This window comes from Streptococcus sp. HMSC062B01 (assembly GCF_001811085.1).
Lineage (GTDB): Bacteria > Bacillota > Bacilli > Lactobacillales > Streptococcaceae > Streptococcus > Streptococcus gordonii.
The window spans coordinates 1-23,368 of record NZ_KZ672786.1; the positions used below are offsets into that span (position 1 = coordinate 1).

Consider the following 23,368-nt stretch of genomic DNA (forward strand, 5'->3'; position numbering starts at 1 on the left):
GAACTTTGTTAACAGCGTTATTGATACCAACACCTGTACCACAGATACATACCCCAAGATCAGCTTGTCCGCTAACAACTGCTTCCCCTACTTTTTTACCAAAGATGGGGTAGTGAGTACGAGTATGGTCATAAGTACCAAAGTCAAGGACTTCATAGCCTTTTGATTTCAAAAAATCTGAAACAGCCATTTTTTCATTGGTAACGATATGGTCACATCCAATTGCAATTTTCATTTGACTTCTCCTTTTCTTAGCACATTTTGTTGAGCATGTCGACCCGGATTTGGTGACGTCCGCCGTCGTATTTACCATTGACAAAACCTTTGGCAATATTCTTAGCCAGGCCTTCTCCAACAATTTCAGCTCCCATTGTGATCATACGAGAGTTGTTGTGACCACGAGTCATGTAAGCTGAACGTTCATCTGATACTTCTGCTGCAACCATGCCTTTGATTTTAGTCGCTACCATGAACGGACCAGCCCCATAAGCATCAACGACAATACCAAGATTTTCCTCTTGCTTATTCACCTCAGCTGCAACTGCCAATGTCACATCAACGAAATCCTGACCTTCTTTGGTCACATCGACTACTTCAAAGTTTTCTCCAATGAGAAACTCCTTAACCACATCTTTCAACTTATTTCCAGCAGCATCTGCACCTATAATAATTGCCATGAGCATTCTCCTTTGTTTAATATATCAGAAAGAATTATAGTAAAACGCTTTCTTTTAATATATTAATAATATACTAAATTCATCGTTTTTTGTCAACATTATTTGTTTGTTTTTTTCAAAGAAACTCTATCTATTGATTTAAATAAACAAAAAAGCCCTTTAAAGGGCTTTTGACTAACTGTTTATTTAATTAGATTAAACTAGGAAATTACTTTTGTATAAACTTCCAACTCTCCCTGAACAGCTTCTGAAGTCTGATCCGTGATTAAGGCTGTTATCTCCGATAAGGAGCAGATAGCAGTGAAATCCTCCTTGCCAACTTTAGATGAATCGATAAGAAGATAGCTTTCTTTTGAACGGTCTAAGGCTAGCTTCTGAGTATAAGCTTCCTCAAAGGAAGATGTCATAATTTGACCATCTTTGATGCCATTTCCACTGAAAAACATCTTACTAAAATACATACGATCCATAAGAGCATTGGTCATTTCACCGACAAAAGCTTGAGTAGCATCACGCATTTCTCCACCTAACAGAAAAACTTTAAAGGTATCTGATTTTTTCTTGAGTAGATCGTTAAAAATAGGCAAGCAATTCGTAATCACGCGCAGATGTTGATTTGATATTTCCTCAGCTAGCACTTCGACCGATGTTCCAGGACCTAGAAAGATAGTGTCTCCCTCCTCGATAAGCTGGACAGCTTTCTTGGCAACAGTTCGCTTGGCCTCAATATTTTTAAAAAGCTTTTCTTCATGCGGTAGCTCTCGATATTGTTGCACCTTATTACTCTTCGCCCCACCAAATACTCGCGTAAGCTTTCCTTGGTTTTCTAACTCTATCAAATCACGGCGAACTGTCATATCGGAAACCTTCATGGTCTCCATGATCTCCGCAACCGTTACAGTTCCAGCTCGATCCACAAATTTAAGAATTTCATCTTGTCTTTGATTCTTACTCATACTCCATCCTCTCTAGCTTGGTTTTGTTCATTATAACTCATTTCTCTCATTTTATCCACATATTTCTGTTTATTTCAAACATTTTTTTGTTTTGTTAACTAAAAAAACGAGAATAGAGTTATTCACCCTTCTCGTCTCTGACTCTTCTATTGTCTATAATAATACTGATCAGCAGGAAGATTTCCAATGTTTTGCCCCAGTGCCAATCTAGCTTTGCTTGAATCTGAAAGGTCTCCGTAAGGATTAGGAAATCCAATTTTTAATAGAGCAATTAGATATCCCGTATTCCCAGACCGAACATTTAGGGTAGGAAATTGACTGCTAGAATGAGAATTAGGTGAGAGGAGCTTAGTGTTATTCACTTTTCCACCAACACAAATTAAATCTTCTCTCGTAATTCTATCTCTCAATCAATTTATTCTGTAGTCTGTGTTCCTTCACCATTCTCATCGCTCGGTTCAAAAAAATCTTTTTGATTAGCAAAAACCATTTCATGGGCAGGATTGCCGTCTGACATGGTAATCGTTATGAGAGGTTGCTTGGCAGTCTTATACTTGAAGATACGGATAGTAATGGTAAAGTCGCTATTGCCATCTGACTTTCTCATCTTATCAGTCGCTATTAAAGTCTCTCCTTCTGATTTCCATTCTGTCGTAAATTCTGCTGAAACAGCACCATCAGGAGTTTGGTAATTAATCTTCCATTCCTTATTGCCACCGTCAATTTTAGCTTTATCACCCGTATTCGCTACATATTCACCTGAAATGCTAACTTTTTGCTCTGAGCTGTCAGACTTAGATGTCGAAACTGATGTAGAAGAACTCGCTTGTTTTGGCTGCTCCTTATGACTAAACTTAGACACAAGAAGAAAACAAACTGTCACCGCTAAAGCCAGTGCGACAAAACTATATAGTAAGGTTAAGACTGTTTTTCTGTCCCATTTTTTTATCATCACTCATACCTCCAATAAAAAATCTTACACCTAGTATACCTTAATTCTTCATCTTGGTAAAATGCTAGGATAAAACCGACCTAATCAAAGCCATATCCCCTAATATAGAAAACTGGTTATATCTGGGAAGAAAGAATAAAAGACCGCCTTCGCGGTCTTTCTTATTTCCACAATAGATAAGACAAGTATCAGTTAAAACTTCAATCCTTCTATCCAATCAAACTTCCATTTGGTACTTTCTCATCCACTGTAAGAAGAGTCAGTTGGTCGCCATGTTCAGCTGAGAGAATCATTCCTTGGCTGACATATTTTTTCATCATCTTACGTGGCTTGAGGTTGGCAACGATTTGGACTTTCTTACCGACCAGTTCTTGCTCGTTTGGATAGTATTTCGCAATTCCTGAGAGGATTTGACGGTCTTCACCATCACCAGCATCCAAGCGGAATTGAAGCAACTTATCAGATCCTTCAACTTTAGAAACCTCTTTGACTTCAGCAACTCGGATTTCAACCTTATCAAAGTCGTCAAATTTGATTTCCTTGCGGTTGAGTTTGAGCTCGACTTCCTCTGGATTCCATTCTTTTTCAAGTGCAGGTTTGTTGCCTTCCATTTGTTCTTTAATATAGGCAATTTCTTCTTCCATATCGAGACGCGGGAAGATTGGTGTTCCTTTTTCTACGACTGTCAGACCTGCTGGGAGCTGGTCAATTGCTAGGTTTTCCAGCGAAGTTGCTTGAGGCAAGCCAAGTTGGCTGAGGACAGCCTTGCTGGTTTCCATCATGAAAGGCTCAATCATGTGTGCCACAACACGAAGACTGGCTGCCAAGTGGCTCATAACACTTGCAAGTTGATTGCGGAGGGCCTCATCCTTAGCCAAAACCCAAGGAGCCGTTTCATCAATGTATTTATTGGTACGAGAGATAAGCGTCCAGACTGCTTCTAGGGCGCGTGGGTAGTCCACTGCGTCCATGTGTTTGTAGTAGTCAGCAATGGATTCAGCTGCCACCTGAGCCAGCGCTCCATCAAAGTCTGTTACATTTTCTTCATAGGCTGGCACTTGACCGTCAAAGTACTTGTTAATCATAGAAACAGTACGGTTGAGCAAGTTTCCAAGGTCATTGGCTAACTCGTAGTTGATACGACCCACATAGTCCTCAGGAGTGAAGGTTCCATCTGAACCAACAGGGAGACTACGCATGAGGTAGTAACGAAGAGGGTCTAGTCCATAACGTTCTACCAGCATTTCAGGATAGACCACATTTCCCTTAGACTTGGACATCTTGCCATCTTTCATGACAAACCAGCCGTGGGCAATCAAGCGATCAGGTAGCTTAATATCCAACATCATGAGCAGGATTGGCCAGTAGATAGAGTGGAAACGAAGGATGTCTTTTCCTACCATGTGGAAGACTGTTCCGTTCCAGAATTTATCGTAGTTAGCATGATCATCCTGACCGTAGCCAAGAGCAGTCGCATAGTTAAGCAAGGCATCAATCCAAACGTAGACAACGTGTTTCGGATTGGATGGTACTGGAACTCCCCAAGTAAAGGTTGTCCGAGATACGGCTAGGTCTTCCAAACCTGGCTCAATGAAGTTACGCAGCATTTCATTAAGACGACCATCAGGAGTGATGAAGTCAGGATGTGATTTGAAAAATTCGACCAAACGATTTTGGTACTTGCTGAGGCGAAGGAAGTAAGACTCTTCTGAAACCCATTCCACCTCGTGACCTGATGGAGCGATACCGCCCGTTACATTTCCAGCTTCATCACGGAAAACTTCCGCAAGCTGACTTTCTGTAAAGAATTCTTCATCTGAAACTGAATACCAACCAGAGTATTCACCCAAGTAGATATCATCTTGAGCAAGTAAGCGTTCAAAGACTTGCGCTACTACTTTTTCATGGTAGTCATCAGTTGTCCGGATAAATTTATCGTAAGAAATGTCTAACAATTTCCAGAGTTCCTTGACCCCAACTGCCATTCCATCAACATATGCCTGTGGTGTAACTCCGGCTTCTTCAGCTTTCTGCTGAATCTTTTGACCGTGCTCATCTAGACCCGTCAAATAGAAAACATCGTAGCCCATGAGACGCTTGTAGCGAGCCAGAACATCACAGGCAATAGTTGTATAAGCAGACCCGATATGGAGTTTACCACTCGGATAGTAGATAGGGGTTGTAATATAAAACGATTGTTTTTCAGTCATTTTTTAATCCTTTCAAGGCTAATGAAACCTTTTTTGATAACACCTCATTATACCATATTTTGCAAGGTTTGAGAAAAGACAGTCACCCACAGTAAATATAATTAAAAAACCAGAAATTATTCTAGGTTTAATAGGTCACAACATTCAAATTCCGACTCTCATACTCCGCGATGAAGGTATTCAAAATATCAGTATAGCCGTCTTTAGACAGCCTTTCCACCAGCCATTCCTCTGTTTTGCCAATAGACTTTATAATATTAATTTGAACAAGATTATTTGGTGATAAGGTGGATTTAGTTTTTTTACGCCTCTTTATTCGACGATGAGTTAGCTGTTTCGTTCCAGACAGACCCGCTTGACTTGCTAGTGCTAGAAGATGCAAGCGAAACCCCATTTTTCTGACTGGTCTGACTCAAAACATAAATATAGAAAATCTTTCTTACTTCCCAAGCTTCTTGAAATCACTTTGCTATAAATCAGTTCTAAATTTTGTTATAATAAACTCAGCAAACTTCTACTAGAAAAGGAAATTTTATGAAACTCATTTCTTGGAATATTGACTCTCTCAACGCTGCATTGACCAGTGATTCTGCCCGCGCTCAGCTCTCTCAAGCCGTCCTTCAGACCTTGCAAACAGAAAATGCAGATATTATCGCCATTCAGGAAACAAAACTATCTGCGACAGGTCCGACAAAAAAACACTTGGAAATTTTGACAAATCTTTTCCCAAGCTACGAAAACACTTGGCGTTCCTCCCAAGAGCCGGCTCGCAAGGGCTATGCAGGAACCATGTTCCTCTACAAAAAAGAACTGACGCCAACCGTAACCTTCCCAGAAATCGGTGCTCCATCAACCATGGATGTCGAAGGACGCATCATTACGCTGGAATTTGACGACTTCTTCGTCACTCAGGTTTATACACCTAATGCTGGCGATGGCCTCAAACGCTTGGATGACCGTCAAGTCTGGGATGCCAAATACGCTGAATACTTGGCAACACTAGATCAACAAAAACCAGTCCTCGCTACTGGCGACTACAATGTGGCCCACAAGGAAATCGACCTGGCCAATCCAGCTAGCAACCGCCGTTCACCAGGATTTACCGATGAAGAGCGCGCTGGCTTCACCAACCTGCTGGCTAAAGGCTTTACCGATACCTTCCGCCATTTACACGGCGATATCCCTAACCAATATACTTGGTGGGCACAACGTAGCAAGACTTCTAAAATTAACAACACAGGCTGGAGAATCGACTACTGGCTGACCAGCAACCGCGTGGCTGACAAGGTGACCAAATCTGATATGATTGACTCCGGTGCGCGCCAAGACCACACACCCATTGTCATGGAGATTGAACTCTAAGGAGAAAACGAATGGACTATCAAGCCGTCATTCCCGAATTTGTGGTATCCAACATCGAAAAGTCGCGCCACTTCTACTGTGACTTGCTGGGATTCTCTGTCGAATACGAACGTCCAGAGGAGAAATTTCTCTTCCTCTCACTTGAAGACTGCCAACTTATGCTAGAAGAAGGCAGCACAGAAGAATTAGCCCATCTGGCCTATCCTTTCGGACGTGGTGTCAATATTTCCTTTGGCATTGAGGATGTTCCTCAGCTCCACCAAAAACTGCTGGAAGCTGACTATCCCATCTATCGTCCGCTGACAAAAAGAGAATTTCGAGTGGGAGATAACTTTATCTACCCTCATGAGTTTGCAATTTTGGATCCAGATGGTTATTTTTTAAGATTTAGTGAATAAGAAGAGGCTGGGACAAAAGTCCTAGCCTCTCAATTGTCTTTGGATTGTCGAGCAAGACGCAGTGGTTGAGTGGGCTCTACTACGCTGATTCCATCAGCTTTTACAGCCCTACTCAACTGTGCGGAGGTGGGACGACGAAATCGAATTCTAACGAATTACCGATTTCTGTCCCACTCTCTTTTAAATGTCTTTAAAGTTATAGAGTTGCGGATAGTGATCGCACTCAGGATTTTTAGGATGGCAGATGGCCCGGCCAAAGTAAATCATGGCCTGATGGGCAGGCAGCCAACGTTCCGGTGGGAGAACATCCATTACTCGCTTTTCTACTTCAAGTGGCGTTGCGGACTTTTTAACGATATCATGGTGCTTGCAAATCCGCTCCACATGGGTATCGACAGCAAAAGCTGGAATGCCAAATCCCACACTCATGACAACATTGGCCGTTTTGCGGCCGACTCCCGCTAGACTTTCCAATTCTGCCCGCGTTTGTGGTACTTGGCCGTCAAAGTCGTCCAAAAGCTGCTGAGCACATTTCTTCAAAAACTTGGCCTTGTTGCGATAGAGCCCTAGGCGGGAGATATATTTAGCAATGTCTGCTTCACCAGCCATAGCCATGTCTTGAGGACTTGGATAGGCTTCAAACAGAGCCGGCGTTACCTTATTGACCGCAGCATCTGTCGTCTGAGCCGACAGCATGACCGCAACCAAAAGCTCAAAGTGATTGCGAAAATCCAGACTAGGCTTAGCGTCAGGGAAGAGAGCAATAATCTCTTCAATCACATGACGAGCCCGTTTTTTTGATAAAACCATGATTCTTCTTTCTAAGATTGAGATAGATTTATTATATCATGAAAAGCTTTTTAATGTCATTAGGAGCTTCTACTGACACGCTTTCTAACCCAGATTCGATTATACAATCTACTTGAACCACATTCTCTAAAAGAAAAATCATGACATCTTGTATATTCTTTCCTAAATATTTCTCTTTTCAATGCAGATTTCCTGTTGATGGGACTGGAATTTATTTTTTCCATCCCACTTGATACTCCTTATACCTATTTCCATCAAGAAGAAGTTCTTCACTATTTAAAGGTTTACAGTTCTTCTTCATCATCAATCAAAAAGAAATCATAATCTTTGAAAATAAAAGTATAGATACCAGTCTGTAACCAAGACAAACCTGTCAACCAGTTCGAAATAGAGGATCAAATATTCGTCACAAAGAAACCTATATTCTAGGAAACACTATATTAGTTTCAAATCATTTAAATTTAGGTTTGAGCCAAAATTCTTGGATATTGCCATGCCCATCAATACCAGCAATAGTATTTCTGAAAAATTCAACATGGTTAAGATCTTCCCTTAAAATTTTAGAGCCAATTTTAAGCCAACCCGATTGCACATCATAATATGTTTCCCAATTGTAAGCATAGTCAATGCGAAAACTATCTCCCCCATTAATATCATTATCTGTAACAACAATAACACCTTTATCAGATTTAGGAGGCACCAAACTTGTTTTTAACCAAGAAAAGTCGTTATGATACCCCCAAAGTTGGGTGGATTCCATATTTTCTGAATTAAAACCTAAAAATAAATATATAAAACTAAAAGTAATATCGCTAGTTATTGTTGGAGTAGCTATTAATTCCTTTGTATCTGTTTTATATATTAACTCCTCTTGCTGATTATACTCTTTCTTTATTATTTTAAACATATTTTCCTACCTATTAAGAAAATCAAGGTGTACAATTTGATTTGTATCTAAATCAACAACTAATTCACATAAATATAATATTTTTTCACTAACCTTCTCTAAAAGATCTATATCATATTTTAAAAAATAGAAGCATTATAATTCTTCCTCATCTTTAATAATATAGACCCAAAAATTCTTGGGCTTACTTACCTACCTACATATGTTTTTCGACATCACTTTCCCGGCAAGGTGGAAGATCATCTTACAAAATATCAAATGAAATTGTTTAGAAGCCTTATCCACAACTTCAACAAACTGGTAAAAAATTCTATGTTAGAAAAAAAGAGGCTTCCAATCCATTCGCCTCTTTACTTGTGACTAAATCTTTCCTATTTCTTGATTTCAGTCTGTTTTTTTATTATCTAACACAATTGGATGTTCTCTATTTCATTTTGTCGTTCTATTTGACTACAGATGAATATAATAGCCTTTTTATCAAGCCTTATCTTCTCACAGCCCCAACTCTTCATACGCCTTCCGGTAGCCAATCTGCAAGATTTGGTTATCTCGAACCAAGAGCGGTCGTTTAATCAGCATACCGTCTGTTGATAATAAATCTGCAGCTTCCTGAGCTGTCATATGTGGAACTTTTTCTTTGAGTCCTAGTTCACGGTATTTGAGTCCGCTGGTATTGAAAAAGGACTTGATCTCAAAATCAGAATTCTGGATCCAGTCTAGAAGTTGGTCCCGGCTAGGTGTATTTTGGACAATATCTACCGCTTCAAAGTCCACTCCTAATTGATTGAGCTCAGCCTTGGCCTTACGGCAGGTAGAGCATTTTGGGTATTCGATAAATTGTAACATAGTTCACCTCAATTTTTTTCTATCAATCTCTCTTGCTTCATGGTTTAAAAGCCAGAGCTTTTTATCTAAACCACCAGCATATCCTGTCATTTGTCCTTGACTTCCCAAAACGCGATGGCAGGGAATGATAACGGAAAATGGATTCCGACCAACAGCTCCTCCGACCGCTTGAGCAGAAGCAACATCAAGGTCTCTGGCAATTTGCCCATAAGTCACCGTCTGCCCTTTAGGAATCTGACTCAAATAGTTCCAAACGCGCTTTTGAAAATCAGTCCCTGCATCTGCTAAAGTCAAACTTGAGAAATCTACATCCTGACTAGCAAAGTAGGCATCAAGAAGCTGAGCAGTCTGCTCGAGAAAGGGATTGCTTGCTTCAATTACTTGTCCACTTAGACCACGCTCAAAATATTTCTGACCAACAAACCAAGCACCTCTCAGTCCGCTTTCATCCGCAACCAAAGAAAGAGGACCCAAAGGAGAATGATAGATCATTTTATAATAAGTCAACTTTTTTAGTCCCTTTCTTGTCTTTTAGCTCTCAGTCACTTGTATGATTACTGGTGATAGGTTGAGTACAAGTCACTCTTATTCAAACCATATTTTTTCGCAACTTCTTTGATAGCCTTGCTTTTTTGACTGCCGGTTTCAATGAGAAAATCAATTTCAGCCAATAATTCCTCTTCTGATTTATCAGCTTTCTCCTCACTAGCACCGTCTACAATCAGTAGGCACTCACCCTTGAGTGGCTCATCACCAATGGCTTCCAGTAATTCAGATATCAGTCCCCGCTGGTATTCTTCATAAATCTTTGTCAACTCGCGAACTAGAACTACCTGTCTGTCTCCATAAACTTCCAGCATATTTTCCAAAGTCGACTTGACCCGATGGGGGGATTCATAAAAAATCTGCGTCTCGGGATAAGCCTTCTTGCTTTCAAAAAATTCTTTTTGCTGGCCTTTTTTTCTAGGAAGAAAACCAAAAAAAATGTGGGGTTGAGGAGCCAAACCACTAGCAATCAGAGCTGAAATTCCGGCAGAGGGACCTGGCACTGATACGACAATGATGTTTTCTGCAATGGCAGCTTTTACCAAGTCGTGGCCTGGATCCGAAATACAGGGGAGACCTGCATCTGATACCTGGGCAAGATCATGACCTTCTTTTAAAAGAGCAATGATTTCTGGGATCCTGGCTCTGGAATTGTGGTCATGAAAACTGATTAGCTTGGTCGAAATATCGAAATAATCCAACAAGCGACCAGTATTACGTGTATCCTCTGCCGCAATATAATCCACTTTCTCAAGAGTTTCTAACATACGAGTGCTAGTATCCTGCAGGTTACCAATCGGAGTCGCCACCAGATAGAGCTTACCATAGGATGACGTATCTTTAAAACTTCTCTGAATTTGCATGGCTACTCCCTGAACAATAATTCATTACAAAAGGCGCATTCTTCTTCGTCATTATCTCGTCTTTGACCATAGAAGTCTGTGCATATATGAAAACCATCCAAATAAATCCGTTCAAGATTCTCGCGTCCTTGACCGCCACCTTTACTTGGTCCTGTTTTTTCCACTTCTCCGAGTCGTTCTCTTAGCTTGTCATTCTCCAAGCGCAGAACTGTATTTTCCTCAATAACACTCTTTAGATTTTTTTTAATTGCTTCTACTTCAGCCAGAGTTAGCATTAGATTTTGTGAAAAATCATCTAAAGCGTCAAATATTTCTCTTTTATCCATATCTATTTTTCTCCTTAGCTACGCTTTGCTGGCTGTATGATCATATATTCCAAAGCATTTTGGAAACTCACATTTGCCCGCCACATTTTTCGAGATTGAAACAATCTATCTAAAGAAGTCCGACCACTTTCTTTCTCTATATGTTGAGAAAATAAAATCTCTAGAATCCTAAAAATCTGGTCCTGTTTTTCTTTATCATCAGCCAAACTGCTTAATCTAGCAACCTGTAAAAAGGCCAAATCATTCTTAGCAAGACAAAGATCAACAAAGCGCTGACAGACTTGTGTTACATCAAAGAAGGATTTGCTAGTCTGCAAGTTTTGAGCTTCCTCCAAAGTCTGGCTATAAGCTACAAGAAGCTGCGCCTGGTCCTTAAGCAAGCCAGACTCTTCCAATTTCGCTACCAAATAATCTTCATTTTTTGGGAAATGAAAGACCTGAGTCCGACTTTTAATCGTAGGTAAGATCAAATTTTCATCACTGGTCAGAAGGAAAATATATACCTCACTTTGAGGTTCTTCTATCATTTTTAAGAGAGAATTTGCTGCATTCAGGTGCATTTTTTCTGCCTCACAAATGATAAATACCTGCTCATTACCTTCTACTCCGCTCTGTGAAAAATTCTTGAGTAGCTCTCGTATACGTTCTGTCTTGATGATTTGATTTTGTGGGCGAACCACTGTAACATCTGAAAAATCTTCCTCAGCAATCAGTCGACAAGACCGGCATTCACCACATGGCCAAACACCCATCTTATTCTGACAGAAACGGCTCTGAGCTAATTTCTGGGCCAGATCAAAGCTGGCAAAATTTCCTGTAAAAAGATAAGCATGGTTCAGCTTATCTTGCTCTAGAATTCGTTCAAAACGATCAACAATTTTAGGTTGAAGTTCCTTTAATTCATTAATGTTCATGATTTACTATTTAAATGCTGGTTTAAGACAGCTAGGCTATCTTTTACAACATCTTCCAAAGCCTGGCTGGCATCAATTTTAACTAGGCGTTCTGGATCCTTTTCCAAGCTATAGAGATAACCCTGACGGACTCGTTGATGCATTTCCAGTCCCTCTAAGTCAAGACGGTTGACCTCACGATTCTTATTTTTAGCGATGCGAGCAAGACCTTCTTCGACATCTAAATCAAAATACAAGGTTAGATCTGGCTTAAGACCATCCGTTGCAAATTGATTGAGCCATTCAATATCTGCCACATCTAAACCACGACCAAAACCTTGATAGGCAACAGAACTATCAATGAAACGATCCATGATAACTAATTTACCAGCTTCTAAGGCAGGAAGCACTTTTTCTATCAAATGCTGCCTACGACTGGCAATATAAAGTAAAAGTTCTGTCTTCCCATCCATCTCTGTATTATTCTGATCCAATATCACTTCTCGAATAGCCTCTGAAATTGGGACTCCACCAGGCTCTCTAGTTGTCACTACCTGATGCTCTTGGGCTTCTAAAATCGGTACCAGAGCTTCTAAAACGCTAGATTTTCCAGCTCCATCCGGTCCTTCTAGCGAAACTAATAATCCTCTTTTCATATGTTCCTTTTCTATGCTTATAGAGCAAGGAATGTTCCTATAATGCCCTTACATACTTGGCAGCCCGTTCGTCTTTCCTCTAGTTTGTATGCAAATATGAGAAACTTACAGACTCCTTACTGCCAGAAAGCAATACTCGTTCTATTTTTTTACAATTCTTTTACTATTTTATCAAAAAAAATCATTAAATTCATTACATAAGTTAGAAACATTTGATACAATATAAAAAGGAAATTTTTTGGAGGAGATTCTTATGCTGAGATTAAAAAACATACTTTGGATTATATTTGGTGCAGGCCTTTTTTCTTTTGGGATCAATTATTTAGCTATTCCCAATCATTTATTTGAAGGTGGAGTCACTGGGGTTACCCTCATTACCTACTATTTATTTAAACTTCCGGTTTCCGTTATGAACCTAGTGATCAACTTCCCTCTCTTCTTCTTTGCTTGGAAGATTCTGGGGAAACAATCTTTCTTCTACAGCCTGATAGGAACATTCTCTGTATCTGCTTGGCTGGCCATTTTTGAAAAAATTCCCTTTGTAGTAGATTTAGACGGAGACTTGGTCATTGTGTCTTTGATAGCTGGTATCATCCTCGGAGCCGGACTAGGAATCATTTTCAACGCCGGTGGAACAACCGGAGGTTCCGATATTATTGCTCGAATTTTAAATAAATACACCCATATTTCTATCGGAAAACTCATGTTTGCCGTTGACTTCTTTGTTCTTTTCTTAGTCGTGATTGTCTTTAAAGACTTGCGTCTTGTAACTTATACACTAGTATTTGTCTTTATTGCTTCTCGTGTTATTGATCTGATCGCCGAAGGTGGTTATGCTGGTAAAGGTTTCTTAGTCGTTACTGGAAAATCTGAAGAATTAGCACAGGCTGTTGTTGAGGAACTTGATCGAGGTGTGACCTTGCTAAATGGTACTGGTTACTACACAAAGCAAGACTACAAAGTCATCTACTGCGTCTTAGCTCGAAATGAAATGCAACAGATGAAAGAAATTATCCATCGAATTGATCCTCATGCCTTTATCACAATTACAGAGGCTCACGAGATTTTAGGGGAAGGATTTACATTAGACGAAAACAAACAACCAATCGCTCGTTAACAATAGATCCACACAAAAAGGAATCCAAAATTTGGATTCCTTTTTATTTGCTTCCAACGTTAATCCGGTTAATTGCCCGTTGCAGAGCAATCTTAGCCCGGCGCTCTTGGTCAATCAAGTGCTTGTCGTGTGCTTCTTCGATTTCTTGCTCAGCTCGAAGTTTAGCTCGCTCAGCCCGGCTGATATCAATATCTCGCTCACGCTCAGCTGAGTCCGCCACAATCGTAATGACATTATCTGCAATTTCAATGATTCCGCCATTGACTGCTACCCAGTCGATATGTTTATCATCATCGACCCGGCGTACCTTGACCTGATCTACTTCTAAAACAGCGATGGTATTGATGTGACGAGGTAAAATCCCCAACTCTCCATCAATGGTCTTTACGGAAACAAATGCAGCATGGTGGTCATAAACGAGACCGTCCGGAGTAACGATTTGTACTGTCATTTGAGCCATCATTCACCTCTTAGAATCCCATTTTTTCTGCTTTAGCCAGAACATCCTCAATAGAACCCACTCCACGGAAGGCATCTTCTGGTAACTTGTCATGTTTTCCTTCAAGAATTTCTTTGAAGCCTCGAACAGTTTCAGCTACTGGTACATAAGAACCAGGTTGACCTGTAAATTGCTCTGCCACATTAAAGTTTTGTGATAGGAAGAATTGGATCCGACGTGCACGAGCAACCAGAGTTTTCTCTTCATCAGACAATTCGTCCATACCTAGAATTGCGATGATATCCTGCAATTCGTGATAGCGTTGTAAGACTCGCTTAACTTCAGCAGCTACTGCGTAGTGCTCTTCTCCGACAATCTCAGGTGCCAAGGCACGAGAGCTTGAAGCGAGTGGATCAACGGCTGGGTAAATCCCCAATTGTACCAACTTACGTTCCAAGTTTGTCGTTGAATCCAAGTGAGCGAAGGCTGTTGCTGGCGCAGGGTCAGTATAGTCATCCGCTGGCACATAGATAGCCTGGATAGAGGTTACAGAACCCTTTTTAGTTGATGTGATACGCTCTTGGAGTTGCCCCATTTCTGTTGCAAGTGTTGGTTGGTAACCAACTGCTGAAGGCATACGACCCAAAAGGGCAGATACTTCAGAACCAGCTTGAGTAAAGCGGAAGATGTTATCGATAAAGAGCAGCACGTCTTGGCCTTCTACATCACGGAAGTATTCAGCAATTGTCAAACCAGTTAGGGCAACACGCATACGTGCTCCTGGTGGTTCATTCATCTGACCAAAAACCATGGCAGTTTTCTCAATAACGCCAGATTCTTTCATTTCCCAGTAAAGGTCGTTCCCTTCACGAGTCCGTTCTCCAACACCTGTAAAAACAGAAATCCCACCGTGCTCTTGGGCAATGTTGTGAATCAATTCTTGGATCAAGACGGTTTTACCAACTCCGGCACCACCGAAGAGTCCAACCTTCCCACCTTTCAGATAAGGTGCTAGAAGGTCGATAACCTTGATTCCCGTTTCCAGGATTTCAGATGAAGTTGATAACTCATCAAAGGTCGGTGCTTTCTTATGAATTGGTTGACGTTCTGCATCATCCCCAAACGGTGCATCCAAGTCAATAGTGTCCCCAAGGACATTGAAAACTCGACCTAAGGTTTCTTTACCAACCGGTACAGAAATCGGACGACCTGTGTCAAGAACCTCCAGACCACGTGTCAAACCATCAGTTGACTCCATGGCGATAGTCCGAACCACTCCATCACCAAGCTCAAGAGCTACTTCAAGGACGATTTTTGATTTTTTCTCATCATTTTTATAGACTACAAGTGCATTATTTATCTCAGGTAGCTTATCTCCAGCTGCAAACGCAACGTCTACGACTGGCCCGATTACCTGAGTAATTTTGCCTGAGCTCATGTTATTTCCCTCGTTTAATTTCTAATTAATCAGTGGCCTATTCTAGGGCACTAGCACCCGCCACAATTTCAGTAATTTCCTGCGTAATGGCAGCCTGCCGAGCGCGGTTGTACTGAATCGTCAAATCACTGATGACTTTTTTAGCATTATCAGTCGCTGTCTGCATGGCTGTCATGCCGGCAGCATTTTCAGCTGTCTTAGCATCAATAATAGCCCCATAAATCATGCTCTCAGCAAACTGAGGCAACAATTGGTCCAAAATAGCTTCCCGACTAGATTCTAATTCCAAATTAACGGTATAATCTTCGTCAGCTTCATTTGGATCCAAGTCAATAATTGGTAGCATTTGCTCAATCCGCATCTGACTAGTCAGACTATTGACATGATGGTTGTAACAGACATAGAGCTCATCAAAAAGTTCATTTTGATACATCTCGATGGCTTTGCTAATAATCTTACGAACCTCATCAAAGCTTGGTTGATCGGGTAAACCACGCAGTTCATAAACTGGCTGAACCCCTCTAGCTCGACAAAAGTCCGCACCAACACCTCCAATACAGAGAATCTCAAAATCATCTCCCTTTGGATGGTATTCTGCCTTCAGCTCCATCATGGCTTTGAGAATGGTGGCATTGTAGCCACCAACCAAGCCACGGTCAGATGTGATAACAATGTAACCTGTTTTTTTGACTGGTCTACTTGTCAGCATTGGATGGTGTTTAGCATTTTCTGCCTCATGTCCATGAAGCAAATCCGTTAAGAGTTTCCGAACCTTGGAAGCATAAATTTGAAAGTTCTTAGCTGCTTCCTCAGATTTTCCTAACTTAGCTGCTGATACCATTTGCATTGCATTAGTGATTTGACTGGTGTTTTTTGTGGATGCAATTTTATTTTTGATATCGTTCAATGAAACTGCCATCTGACACCTCTATTCTTATTTAAAGCTAGACTGATTGACAAACTCAGTAATAGCGGCATCCAGAACTTCCTCACTCGGAAGATCCTTAGTCGTTCGGATTGTTTCATAAATACCTTCTTGATGTGCATCAAAGTAGGCAAATAATTCTTCCTCAAAGCGAAGAATGTCATCAACCGGAACACTGTCCAAGAAGCCATGAGTCAAAGCATAGAGAATGACTACTTGCTTTTCCACAGGAAGCGGCTTATGAACTGGCTGTTTCAATACTTCTACTGTTCGACGACCACGGTTTAGTTTTGCCTGAGTCGCAGCATCCAAGTCGCTACCAAATTTGGTAAAGGCTTCTAGCTCGCGATAGGAAGCCAAGTCAATCCGCAAGGTTCCGGCTACCTTCTTCATAGCCTTGATCTGAGCTGATCCCCCAACCCGTGATACAGAAGAACCCGCATCAATCGCTGGACGAACACCAGCATTGAAAAGGCTGTCGCTGAGGAAAATTTGTCCGTCAGTGATTGAAATCACGTTTGTTGCGATGTAGGCTGAGATATCACCTGCCTGTGTTTCAATAAATGGCAGAGCTGTGATAGAACCTCCACCTAATTCGTCAGAAACCTTAGCTGAACGCTCTAAGAGACGGCTGTGAAGATAGAAGACATCCCCTGGGAAAGCTTCACGACCTGGTGGACGACGAAGAAGGAGGGACAATTCACGATAAGCTACCGCCTGTTTTGACAAATCATCATAGACGATCAAAACGTGCTTGCCATTGTACATAAACTCTTCCGCCATTGCTACACCAGCGTAAGGAGCAAGGTAAAGCAATGGAGAAGGTTGTGAAGCAGATGCAGTCACGACAATAGTATAGTCAAGTGCACCATACTGGCGGAGCGTTTCTACCTGTGTACGAACTGTTGATTCTTTCTGACCAATAGCTACATAGATACAGATCATATCTTGGCCTTTTTGGTTTAGAATCGCATCAATAGCAATGGTTGTCTTACCAGTCTGACGGTCCCCAATGATCAATTCCCGTTGGCCACGACCAATCGGAACCAAGGCATCGATCGCCTTGAGACCAGTCTGCAAAGGTTCAGAAACTGATTTCCGTTGCATAACACCTGGAGCAGGCGTTTCAACTGGCCGTGTTTTATCTGTTGCAATCTCGCCCAGACCATCTACCGGCCGACCTAAAGGATCCACAACACGTCCAATCAAGGCTTCCCCTACAGGAACTTCCATGATCTTACCTGTACGGCGGATGGTATCCCCCTCACGAATGTCAGTAAAATCTCCTAAAATAATAATCCCAACATCGTTTGATTCTAAGTTTTGCGCCATCCCGTAAGAGCCATTTTCAAAGACTAAAAGCTCTCCACTCATGGCATTATCCAGCCCATGCGCACGCGCAATTCCGTCACCGACATAGGTTACTACACCTGTCTCAGTAACATCAAAATCCGGCTGGAAATTTTCGATTTGTTGCTTAATTAAAGCGCTGATTTCTTGTGCGTTAATTGCCAAAAGAACACCACTTTCTATTTCAATTTTTCTTTAACTGCTTTCAACTGACGCTTAATGCTTGTGTCAATTATCTTATGATTGGCTGTAATGGCAAAGCCACCAATCAAGCTCCTATCCAAATTTTCCTTGATAGAACGAACCTTGAGATTCATCTTCTTTTCAATAAGAGGAATGAGGCGAGCTTTCTGCTCTTCTGATAATCCCTCCACTGAGTGGATGGTTACCTCGAACTCTTTGGTTTCCTTCTCGATTTTCTTCAAGATATCGAGTAAGATTGGATAAAAGAAGTTTTCTCGTCCGTTTGTAATTAGGACTTCAATCAGGTTATTCACCAAGACCGAATCACATGTTTGAAACAAACGAAGAACCTTACTTTTTTCAGCTTGACTGACGCCAATATGCGATAAAAAGTCAGCAAGATGGGTTTCTTCAAAAATCCCCTTAATCTGACTTAGTTCTCTAAATACATCTCTTTGCTGATTTTTTTCAAGCACTATTTGGACAAATGGAGCAGCATACTTTTCAATAATCGCATCGCTTCTCTTGTCCATTAGGCATCTCCTAGCTTGTCGATATAACTGTCAATCAATTGACTTTGAGCTTCCTTGTCTAAGGTTTGGCCAATAATCTTACTAGCCAAATCAATTGACAAATCTGCCACATCACCCTTGATTGATCTTAAAGCTTCTGCTTTTGATTGAGCAATTTCTTGATTTGCCTTTTGCTTCAATCGGCTAACTTCTTCAGTCGTGTCAGCTAAAATACTCGCTTTGTTTTTCTCAGCAGTTTCTTTAGCTGTTTCAACAATAGTAGCAGCTTCTTCACGGCTTCCCGCCAAGGCTTCTTCACGCTTTTGCGCTAAATCTTCTGCCTTTTTACGAGCAGATTCTGCTCCATCAATATCGTCTGAAATCTTTTGAGCACGCTGGTCTAAAATCCCGATAATATTGCCCCAAGCAAACTTCTTAATGAGAAATACTAAAAGAAGAAAGGAGCCGGCAATCAGGATAAAGTTGCCAATAATTTCACCTACGGTTATATTCATTTTATCTATCCTTTCTTTTTATTCTTCCTCACCATTAATTTTCTTACCAAGATACATAGATGTTAGCATGGTAAAAACATAGGCTTGGATACAGGAAATGAAGATGGAAAAACCAGTCCAAACCATGTTCATAATAAAGGCAATTGGATACCAATACGCTGCTTGATGTGCCCAAGTCAAGAGCAAACCAGCCAATACTTCACCTGCAAAAATGTTTCCATAAATCCGCAAGGCTAGCGAAGCAAAATTGGTAAATTCTTCCAAGATATTCATGGGTGTCATGATACCTGGAGTCACAAAACCTTTTAGATATCCTTTTATTCCTTGACGACGGATTCCCTCAACGTGACAGAATACCGTCACTAAAAGAGAGAAGCCCAAGTCAAAAGCGAGATTGGCGGTCGGCGATGTCCAGAGATTGAAACCATTGGTTGTCTGAACCTTGGCCATTAATCCCAAGTTATTAGCCACCGTTACGAAAAGAAAGAGGGAAAATAGAAAGAGCGAATAATTCTTCATATAATGCTCACCAACATTTCCCTTGGTAAAATCTATAACGAAATCATAGATGTATTCCAGAGCATTCTGCTTTCTTGACGGTTTAATCGTCATTTTTCGACTTGCCCAATAAACAAGTCCAAAAGTTACAAACACCGTTAGCAGAGTCATGGCCAGCAGGGTCAAATCAAAGGTCACAGGACCCACATTGATAGTTGGATTAATACTTTCTTCCAACAGATGACACCCCCTTTTCTAAAGAGAATACTTTCTTATTTGATAACAAAGGACATAGCCAACGTTACAAAGAAAGTACCTTCAACAAAGGCTACTCCCAAGATTAGGAGACTTCTCAATTGACCGATAATTTCTGGCTGACGAGACGCCGCCTTAAATAGATTACTCATAATCATACCTTCAGCAAGCGATACGCCAAAGCAGGCCAAACAAAGTCCTAAATATGTTAAATTCATGATGAATTCTCCTTTTGTGTTTTTAAAATTACTTCCTTAGTTTAGTCCTAAAAAACTGTTTTGTCAAATGTTTTTACACATTGTAAGCGATTTTAATTTATTAGCCTTTTCTTCATTAAATATGGTAAATAAAACCAGCTTTTTTTCGCCATTTCTTTCTTGGTTTTTCTAAAAAATAACTATCAAATAGGACAAAAGTGCTAAAACTGTTCTTCTTTGTCAAATCAACAATAATAAATTGACAACTGCTACTAAGTATTTTTAGTTAAATTAGCGGTAGAAAAATCGAAAGTCCCTTAGGCATTTTATAATAAGAAAAGAATACTTCCCCAGAAAATTCCACAAAGATAGCCGACTAGCACATCCTTTAGATAGTGTACCCCGCCAATCACGCGCACCGCAGCTAAGCCTGCTGAAAGCAAGAGGCAGAGGAGCCCCGGTAGCCAGAAAAAGTAGAGCAAGCACATGGAAATCAAGGCTGCTGAGAAAACATGGCGGCTGGGCATGGACTTGCCTGATGTATCCTTATCCAGCAAAGGCTGAATAGCCCATTTTTCGTAAGGACGAGGCTGATTTATCCTTTTTCGAATAATTGATAAAAGACAAAATCCAATAGCTGGTAGGAGCCAAAAAGCAAGCAGTCCTTTCCACCCTTTATTAATATAGGCACTAAGCAGAACTAGTCCATAGACTAAAGGCATGAAAAGTGTCATCGCCCGATTAAAATAAACAAATCCCTTCACCCATTGAGGTCGACTACGAAAGGGAGCCGTTAATTGTTGATAGAAAATTGTGTAGTCTTTCAAACCTTATCACCGTTTTTCAAATAAGTTAAGCTCATATGTTCTTTCTAATTTCGGTTTTAATTTTGGCAGTTTAAAATGAGAGCCCAGTTGAATACCAAAAGAGACTAAGCACAAAGTCTCAATCTCTTAATATTCATAATTGCCAAAGAATACTACTTCTCTAAGTTCCAGATTTCCTTGGCATATTGCTCAATGGTATCATCTGAGGTGAACTTGTCAGATGTAGCGATATTGATCAAGCTCATGCGAGCCCATTTTTCTTTGTCACGATAGAGAGCATCAATCTTCTCTTGAGCTTCTACATAGGCATGGAAATCTTCCAAGAGGAAATATTCATCATTGTGGGTGATGAGGGCTTCGTAGATTTCAGATCCTTCTTCACGAACGTTTGGAATGGTTCCGTTGACAAAGGTGTCGACCACTCGACGAATGTCTGGATTGCTCTCATAGACACCGCGTGAGTAGTAATCATGGCGGGCATAGTGTTCGTAAACTTGATCCTTGTCCATCCCGAAGATAACAATGTTGTCGTCACCGACTTCATCCTTGATTTCGATGTTGGCTCCGTCCAGAGTAGCTAGGGTAATGGCACCTGTCATCATGAACTTCATGTTGGAAGTACCAGAAGCTTCCTTGGAAGCCAGAGAAATCTGCTCAGACACATCTGCTGCTGGAATGATGAGCTCAGCCAGGCTGACCCGGTAGTTTTCTAGGAAAACAACCTTGAGTTTGTCTTGTAGGCTTTCATCCTTGTTGACCAGATTGGCCACTTCATTGATCAGTTTGATAACAGACTTGGCAAAGTGGTAGCCTGGAGCAGCCTTGGCACCAAAGATAAAGACACGTGGCACCATATCCTTGTCAGGGTTGTCCTTAAGGTCCCAGTAGAGCTTGATGATATGAAGCAAATTAAGGAGCTGACGCTTGTAGGCGTGGAGGCGTTTTACCTGCACATCAAAGATAGCTTCTGTAGAAACTTCTACTCCTGTTGATTCCTTGATGAAGTCAGCCAGACGAGCCTTGGCTTCTTGCTTCACTCGGTAGAAATCACCCAGCACTTGCTGATTGTCCTTGAATTCCAAAAGCTTACGCAGCTCATGGATATCACTTCTCCAGCCCTTACCAATTAGCTTATCAATCTCAGCTGATAAAGGCTCATCCGCAATCTGCAACCAGCGACGTTGGATAATTCCATTTGTTTTGTTGTTAAATTTCTCTGGATAGATAGCATAAAAGTCACGCAAGGTATCTTCTTTGAGCAATTCAGTATGGAGTTTGGCAACCCCGTTAATCGAATGACCGCCAATGATCGCCAAATGAGCCATGTGGATTTGATTGTCTTTGACGATCCGAGTATTTTCAATGATTTGCGGAGCAATCCCGCGACTAGCCATTTCTGTCACATAGCGGTTATCAATTTCCAAGATAATTTGATAGACCCGAGGCAGGACATTCTTAAAGAGTTCAGCATCCCACTTTTCCAAAGCTTCAGATAAAATAGTGTGGTTAGTATAACTCATGGTCTTAACCGTTGCATTCCAAGCATCTGCCCATTCAAGACCATATTCATCCATCAAAAGACGCATAAATTCAGCCGGTGCAACAGCTGGATGGGTATCGTTGATATGGACAGAAACCTTCTCATGAATATCTTTTAAAGGTAGGCCTTGCTTCAAATAAGAAGTGATAATTGTCTGCAAACCTGCACTGGTCATAAAGTATTCCTGAATCAAACGGAGTTCTTTACCTTCATGACTAGAATCATCTGGATAGAGAATAGCTGTTATATCCTGTACACGGCGACGAGCTTCGATCGTCGGATAGTCCAACTCATATTCTTCTGGAATCTCAACATCCCAAAGTCGCAGGTTATTGACATTGTCATTGCCAAAACCAATCTGAGGCACATCATAAGGCACCGCACGCAAGGTTTTAGAATTCTCATAAACTGGTACAATTCTTCCTTCTTCGTTAGCACGAAGATAAACATTACCAAAAATTTTAACGTCTACAATATCATGATCCTTTCGAGTCTCTCAGACATTCCCCAGTCTTCCAAACCAGTCATCGGGAATTTCAACCTGGTATCCATCTACAATCCGTTGTTTGAAGAGGCCATAGCGATAGCGAATCCCATTTCCAAAACCAGGATAGCCCGTTGTAGCAAGAGAATCCATAAAGGCAGCAGCCAAACGACCGAGACCACCATTTCCAAGAGCCATGTCATGCTCAGCATTTTTTACAGCTGTAAAATCCACGCCCATTTCTGCAAAACCATCTTTGACAGTATCAAGGATCCCAAGATTGAGTAGGTTAGTTTCTAACATACGACCCGGTAAAAACTCAATAGAGAAGTAATAAGCTGTTTTTTGGCGGTGTTCGACCAACTTTTTACGACGTTCCAACCATAGTGGAGTAATATACTTACGGACAGTATTAGCTAGAGCTTGGAAGAGTTCTCTCGGCGTTGCATCAGCTACTTTTATTAATTGTCTTTCATGTAAAATATCCTTAAAATCTCGGATAAATTGCTCTTTTGTCAGTTCCATTGTGGACGATAATCTCCCTTTCTTGATAGCGGGAAACAGTTTTTTAATGTAGAAATACTTTTTTCAATCAAGATGGGAAACACTCGCTTCAGCTACCGGCTAAAAACAAAGCTCCAAAACAGCATGATAATATATAAAAAAGTAATTCTCACGGAAATCCT

At 40.9% G+C, this 23,368-nt stretch carries 26 protein-coding genes and 1 pseudogene; 3 read left to right on the plus strand and 24 right to left on the minus strand.

Annotation, left to right across the window (positions count from 1 at the left end):
• The 6 genes from HMPREF2780_RS06455 to HMPREF2780_RS06480 all read right to left on the minus strand — a co-directional run.
• The coding region (locus HMPREF2780_RS06455) for an RpiB/LacA/LacB family sugar-phosphate isomerase (RefSeq protein ID WP_199774051.1) at positions 1 to 235 on the minus strand (235 nt) is incomplete at its 3' end.
• Between the two features lie 16 nt (positions 236 to 251).
• Positions 252 to 677 carry a galactose-6-phosphate isomerase subunit LacA gene (gene lacA / locus HMPREF2780_RS06460; RefSeq protein ID WP_012130598.1) on the minus strand — a complete coding sequence of 142 codons (426 nt, stop codon included), beginning with the start codon at positions 675 to 677 and terminating at the stop codon, positions 252 to 254.
• A 200-nt stretch (positions 678 to 877) separates the two neighbouring features.
• A complete protein-coding gene (locus tag HMPREF2780_RS06465) occupies positions 878 to 1,633 on the minus strand; it encodes a DeoR/GlpR family DNA-binding transcription regulator (protein ID WP_061595967.1) in 756 nt (251 codons plus the stop codon).
• Positions 1,634 to 2,048: 415 nt separating this feature from the next.
• A complete protein-coding gene (locus HMPREF2780_RS06470; RefSeq protein ID WP_061595968.1) occupies positions 2,049 to 2,585 on the minus strand; it encodes a hypothetical protein in 537 nt (178 codons plus the stop codon).
• 209 nt (positions 2,586 to 2,794) lie between these two features.
• The gene (gene metG, locus HMPREF2780_RS06475; protein ID WP_105026393.1) at positions 2,795 to 4,795 is read right to left on the minus strand and encodes a methionine--tRNA ligase; all 2,001 of its coding nucleotides are present in this window, start codon (positions 4,793 to 4,795) and stop codon (positions 2,795 to 2,797) included.
• 127 nt (positions 4,796 to 4,922) lie between these two features.
• Positions 4,923 to 5,189, minus strand: a complete 267-nt coding sequence (locus HMPREF2780_RS06480) for a YetF domain-containing protein (RefSeq protein WP_052702425.1) — start codon at positions 5,187 to 5,189, stop codon at positions 4,923 to 4,925.
• Positions 5,190 to 5,329: 140 nt separating this feature from the next.
• Between HMPREF2780_RS06480 and HMPREF2780_RS06485 the strand changes: the two genes are divergently transcribed.
• The gene (locus HMPREF2780_RS06485; protein ID WP_045773169.1) at positions 5,330 to 6,157 is read left to right on the plus strand and encodes an exodeoxyribonuclease III; all 828 of its coding nucleotides are present in this window, start codon (positions 5,330 to 5,332) and stop codon (positions 6,155 to 6,157) included.
• A gap of 11 nt (positions 6,158 to 6,168) precedes the next feature.
• Positions 6,169 to 6,555: a bleomycin resistance protein gene (locus tag HMPREF2780_RS06490; protein WP_045773168.1), complete on the plus strand. Its 387-nt coding sequence runs from the start codon at positions 6,169 to 6,171 to the stop codon at positions 6,553 to 6,555.
• 180 nt (positions 6,556 to 6,735) lie between these two features.
• Here HMPREF2780_RS06490 and nth read toward each other — a convergent pair whose 3' ends face one another.
• From nth to tmk, 8 genes are all read right to left on the minus strand, one after another.
• On the minus strand, positions 6,736 to 7,365 hold the full coding sequence (gene nth / locus HMPREF2780_RS06495) for an endonuclease III (RefSeq protein WP_045773167.1): 630 nt from the start codon (positions 7,363 to 7,365) through the stop codon (positions 6,736 to 6,738).
• A gap of 451 nt (positions 7,366 to 7,816) precedes the next feature.
• Complete coding sequence (locus tag HMPREF2780_RS06500) at positions 7,817 to 8,272, minus strand: hypothetical protein (RefSeq protein WP_082307477.1); 456 nt, start codon at positions 8,270 to 8,272, stop codon at positions 7,817 to 7,819.
• Between the two features lie 492 nt (positions 8,273 to 8,764).
• Positions 8,765 to 9,118 (minus strand): arsenate reductase family protein, encoded by a 354-nt coding sequence (locus tag HMPREF2780_RS06505; protein ID WP_008809469.1) that lies wholly within the window; start codon positions 9,116 to 9,118, stop codon positions 8,765 to 8,767.
• A 3-nt stretch (positions 9,119 to 9,121) separates the two neighbouring features.
• Positions 9,122 to 9,625, minus strand: coding sequence for a methylated-DNA--[protein]-cysteine S-methyltransferase (locus tag HMPREF2780_RS06510; protein ID WP_082307476.1), 504 nt, complete (start codon positions 9,623 to 9,625; stop codon positions 9,122 to 9,124).
• 47 nt (positions 9,626 to 9,672) lie between these two features.
• Positions 9,673 to 10,527, minus strand: a complete 855-nt coding sequence (gene rsmI / locus HMPREF2780_RS06515) for a 16S rRNA (cytidine(1402)-2'-O)-methyltransferase (RefSeq protein WP_061602155.1) — start codon at positions 10,525 to 10,527, stop codon at positions 9,673 to 9,675.
• A gap of 2 nt (positions 10,528 to 10,529) precedes the next feature.
• Positions 10,530 to 10,853 (minus strand): DNA replication initiation control protein YabA, encoded by a 324-nt coding sequence (yabA, locus tag HMPREF2780_RS06520; protein ID WP_008809472.1) that lies wholly within the window; start codon positions 10,851 to 10,853, stop codon positions 10,530 to 10,532.
• 14 nt (positions 10,854 to 10,867) lie between these two features.
• Positions 10,868 to 11,767: a DNA polymerase III subunit delta' gene (locus HMPREF2780_RS06525; protein ID WP_082307475.1), complete on the minus strand. Its 900-nt coding sequence runs from the start codon at positions 11,765 to 11,767 to the stop codon at positions 10,868 to 10,870.
• On the minus strand, positions 11,764 to 12,402 hold the full coding sequence (gene tmk / locus HMPREF2780_RS06530) for a dTMP kinase (protein WP_105026394.1): 639 nt from the start codon (positions 12,400 to 12,402) through the stop codon (positions 11,764 to 11,766). Before tmk ends, HMPREF2780_RS06525 begins: the two co-directional genes overlap by 4 nt.
• Before the next feature lie 253 nt (positions 12,403 to 12,655).
• Here tmk and HMPREF2780_RS06535 point away from each other — a divergent pair, with 253 nt between their 5' ends.
• Positions 12,656 to 13,519: a YitT family protein gene (locus HMPREF2780_RS06535; RefSeq protein ID WP_046165304.1), complete on the plus strand. Its 864-nt coding sequence runs from the start codon at positions 12,656 to 12,658 to the stop codon at positions 13,517 to 13,519.
• A 43-nt stretch (positions 13,520 to 13,562) separates the two neighbouring features.
• Here HMPREF2780_RS06535 and HMPREF2780_RS06540 read toward each other — a convergent pair whose 3' ends face one another.
• The 10 genes and pseudogenes from HMPREF2780_RS06540 to HMPREF2780_RS06585 all read right to left on the minus strand — a co-directional run bounded on the left by HMPREF2780_RS06540 (position 13,563) and on the right by HMPREF2780_RS06585 (position 23,207).
• On the minus strand, positions 13,563 to 13,982 hold the full coding sequence (locus HMPREF2780_RS06540) for a F0F1 ATP synthase subunit epsilon (RefSeq protein ID WP_008809476.1): 420 nt from the start codon (positions 13,980 to 13,982) through the stop codon (positions 13,563 to 13,565).
• Between the two features lie 7 nt (positions 13,983 to 13,989).
• Positions 13,990 to 15,396: a F0F1 ATP synthase subunit beta gene (gene atpD, locus HMPREF2780_RS06545; RefSeq protein ID WP_008809477.1), complete on the minus strand. Its 1,407-nt coding sequence runs from the start codon at positions 15,394 to 15,396 to the stop codon at positions 13,990 to 13,992.
• A 37-nt stretch (positions 15,397 to 15,433) separates the two neighbouring features.
• Positions 15,434 to 16,315 carry a F0F1 ATP synthase subunit gamma gene (locus tag HMPREF2780_RS06550; RefSeq protein ID WP_008809478.1) on the minus strand — a complete coding sequence of 294 codons (882 nt, stop codon included), beginning with the start codon at positions 16,313 to 16,315 and terminating at the stop codon, positions 15,434 to 15,436.
• 15 nt (positions 16,316 to 16,330) lie between these two features.
• Complete coding sequence (atpA, locus tag HMPREF2780_RS06555; RefSeq protein WP_061585654.1) at positions 16,331 to 17,836, minus strand: F0F1 ATP synthase subunit alpha; 1,506 nt, start codon at positions 17,834 to 17,836, stop codon at positions 16,331 to 16,333.
• Between the two features lie 14 nt (positions 17,837 to 17,850).
• Positions 17,851 to 18,387 carry a F0F1 ATP synthase subunit delta gene (locus tag HMPREF2780_RS06560; protein WP_105026395.1) on the minus strand — a complete coding sequence of 179 codons (537 nt, stop codon included), beginning with the start codon at positions 18,385 to 18,387 and terminating at the stop codon, positions 17,851 to 17,853.
• Positions 18,387 to 18,881 carry a F0F1 ATP synthase subunit B gene (atpF, locus tag HMPREF2780_RS06565; protein ID WP_045503861.1) on the minus strand — a complete coding sequence of 165 codons (495 nt, stop codon included), beginning with the start codon at positions 18,879 to 18,881 and terminating at the stop codon, positions 18,387 to 18,389. Before atpF ends, HMPREF2780_RS06560 begins: the two co-directional genes overlap by 1 nt.
• A gap of 18 nt (positions 18,882 to 18,899) precedes the next feature.
• A complete protein-coding gene (atpB, locus tag HMPREF2780_RS06570; RefSeq protein ID WP_045503863.1) occupies positions 18,900 to 19,616 on the minus strand; it encodes a F0F1 ATP synthase subunit A in 717 nt (238 codons plus the stop codon).
• A 35-nt stretch (positions 19,617 to 19,651) separates the two neighbouring features.
• Positions 19,652 to 19,852, minus strand: a complete 201-nt coding sequence (locus HMPREF2780_RS06575; protein ID WP_045503865.1) for a F0F1 ATP synthase subunit C — start codon at positions 19,850 to 19,852, stop codon at positions 19,652 to 19,654.
• A gap of 305 nt (positions 19,853 to 20,157) precedes the next feature.
• A complete protein-coding gene (locus tag HMPREF2780_RS06580; protein ID WP_061595975.1) occupies positions 20,158 to 20,658 on the minus strand; it encodes a phosphatase PAP2 family protein in 501 nt (166 codons plus the stop codon).
• A 152-nt stretch (positions 20,659 to 20,810) separates the two neighbouring features.
• Positions 20,811 to 23,207 (minus strand): annotated as a pseudogene (locus HMPREF2780_RS06585) (glycogen/starch/alpha-glucan phosphorylase).
• Between the last annotated feature and the right edge of the window lie 161 nt (positions 23,208 to 23,368).

Excerpts from the sequence above, each read along its gene's own strand:
- atpD (WP_008809477.1), bottom strand. The coding sequence starts at position 15,396 with ATGAGCTCAGGCAAAATTACTCAGGTAATCGGGCCAGTCGTAGACGTT.
- metG (WP_105026393.1), bottom strand. The coding sequence starts at position 4,795 with ATGACTGAAAAACAATCGTTTTATATTACAACCCCTATCTACTATCCG.
- HMPREF2780_RS06535 (WP_046165304.1), top strand. The coding sequence starts at position 12,656 with ATGCTGAGATTAAAAAACATACTTTGGATTATATTTGGTGCAGGCCTT.
- rsmI (WP_061602155.1), bottom strand. The coding sequence starts at position 10,527 with ATGCAAATTCAGAGAAGTTTTAAAGATACGTCATCCTATGGTAAGCTC.
- HMPREF2780_RS06490 (WP_045773168.1), top strand. The coding sequence starts at position 6,169 with ATGGACTATCAAGCCGTCATTCCCGAATTTGTGGTATCCAACATCGAA.
- HMPREF2780_RS06470 (WP_061595968.1), bottom strand. The coding sequence starts at position 2,585 with ATGATAAAAAAATGGGACAGAAAAACAGTCTTAACCTTACTATATAGT.
- HMPREF2780_RS06485 (WP_045773169.1), top strand. The coding sequence starts at position 5,330 with ATGAAACTCATTTCTTGGAATATTGACTCTCTCAACGCTGCATTGACC.
- HMPREF2780_RS06465 (WP_061595967.1), bottom strand. The coding sequence starts at position 1,633 with ATGAGTAAGAATCAAAGACAAGATGAAATTCTTAAATTTGTGGATCGA.
- HMPREF2780_RS06525 (WP_082307475.1), bottom strand. The coding sequence starts at position 11,767 with ATGAACATTAATGAATTAAAGGAACTTCAACCTAAAATTGTTGATCGT.
- HMPREF2780_RS06575 (WP_045503865.1), bottom strand. The coding sequence starts at position 19,852 with ATGAATTTAACATATTTAGGACTTTGTTTGGCCTGCTTTGGCGTATCG.
- HMPREF2780_RS06550 (WP_008809478.1), bottom strand. The coding sequence starts at position 16,315 with ATGGCAGTTTCATTGAACGATATCAAAAATAAAATTGCATCCACAAAA.
- HMPREF2780_RS06540 (WP_008809476.1), bottom strand. The coding sequence starts at position 13,982 with ATGATGGCTCAAATGACAGTACAAATCGTTACTCCGGACGGTCTCGTT.
- HMPREF2780_RS06480 (WP_052702425.1), bottom strand. The coding sequence starts at position 5,189 with ATGGGGTTTCGCTTGCATCTTCTAGCACTAGCAAGTCAAGCGGGTCTG.
- HMPREF2780_RS06505 (WP_008809469.1), bottom strand. The coding sequence starts at position 9,118 with ATGTTACAATTTATCGAATACCCAAAATGCTCTACCTGCCGTAAGGCC.
- nth (WP_045773167.1), bottom strand. The coding sequence starts at position 7,365 with ATGGTTTTATCAAAAAAACGGGCTCGTCATGTGATTGAAGAGATTATT.
- yabA (WP_008809472.1), bottom strand. The coding sequence starts at position 10,853 with ATGGATAAAAGAGAAATATTTGACGCTTTAGATGATTTTTCACAAAAT.
- HMPREF2780_RS06560 (WP_105026395.1), bottom strand. The coding sequence starts at position 18,387 with ATGGACAAGAGAAGCGATGCGATTATTGAAAAGTATGCTGCTCCATTT.
- lacA (WP_012130598.1), bottom strand. The coding sequence starts at position 677 with ATGGCAATTATTATAGGTGCAGATGCTGCTGGAAATAAGTTGAAAGAT.
- HMPREF2780_RS06500 (WP_082307477.1), bottom strand. The coding sequence starts at position 8,272 with ATGTTTAAAATAATAAAGAAAGAGTATAATCAGCAAGAGGAGTTAATA.
- atpF (WP_045503861.1), bottom strand. The coding sequence starts at position 18,881 with ATGAATATAACCGTAGGTGAAATTATTGGCAACTTTATCCTGATTGCC.
- tmk (WP_105026394.1), bottom strand. The coding sequence starts at position 12,402 with ATGAAAAGAGGATTATTAGTTTCGCTAGAAGGACCGGATGGAGCTGGA.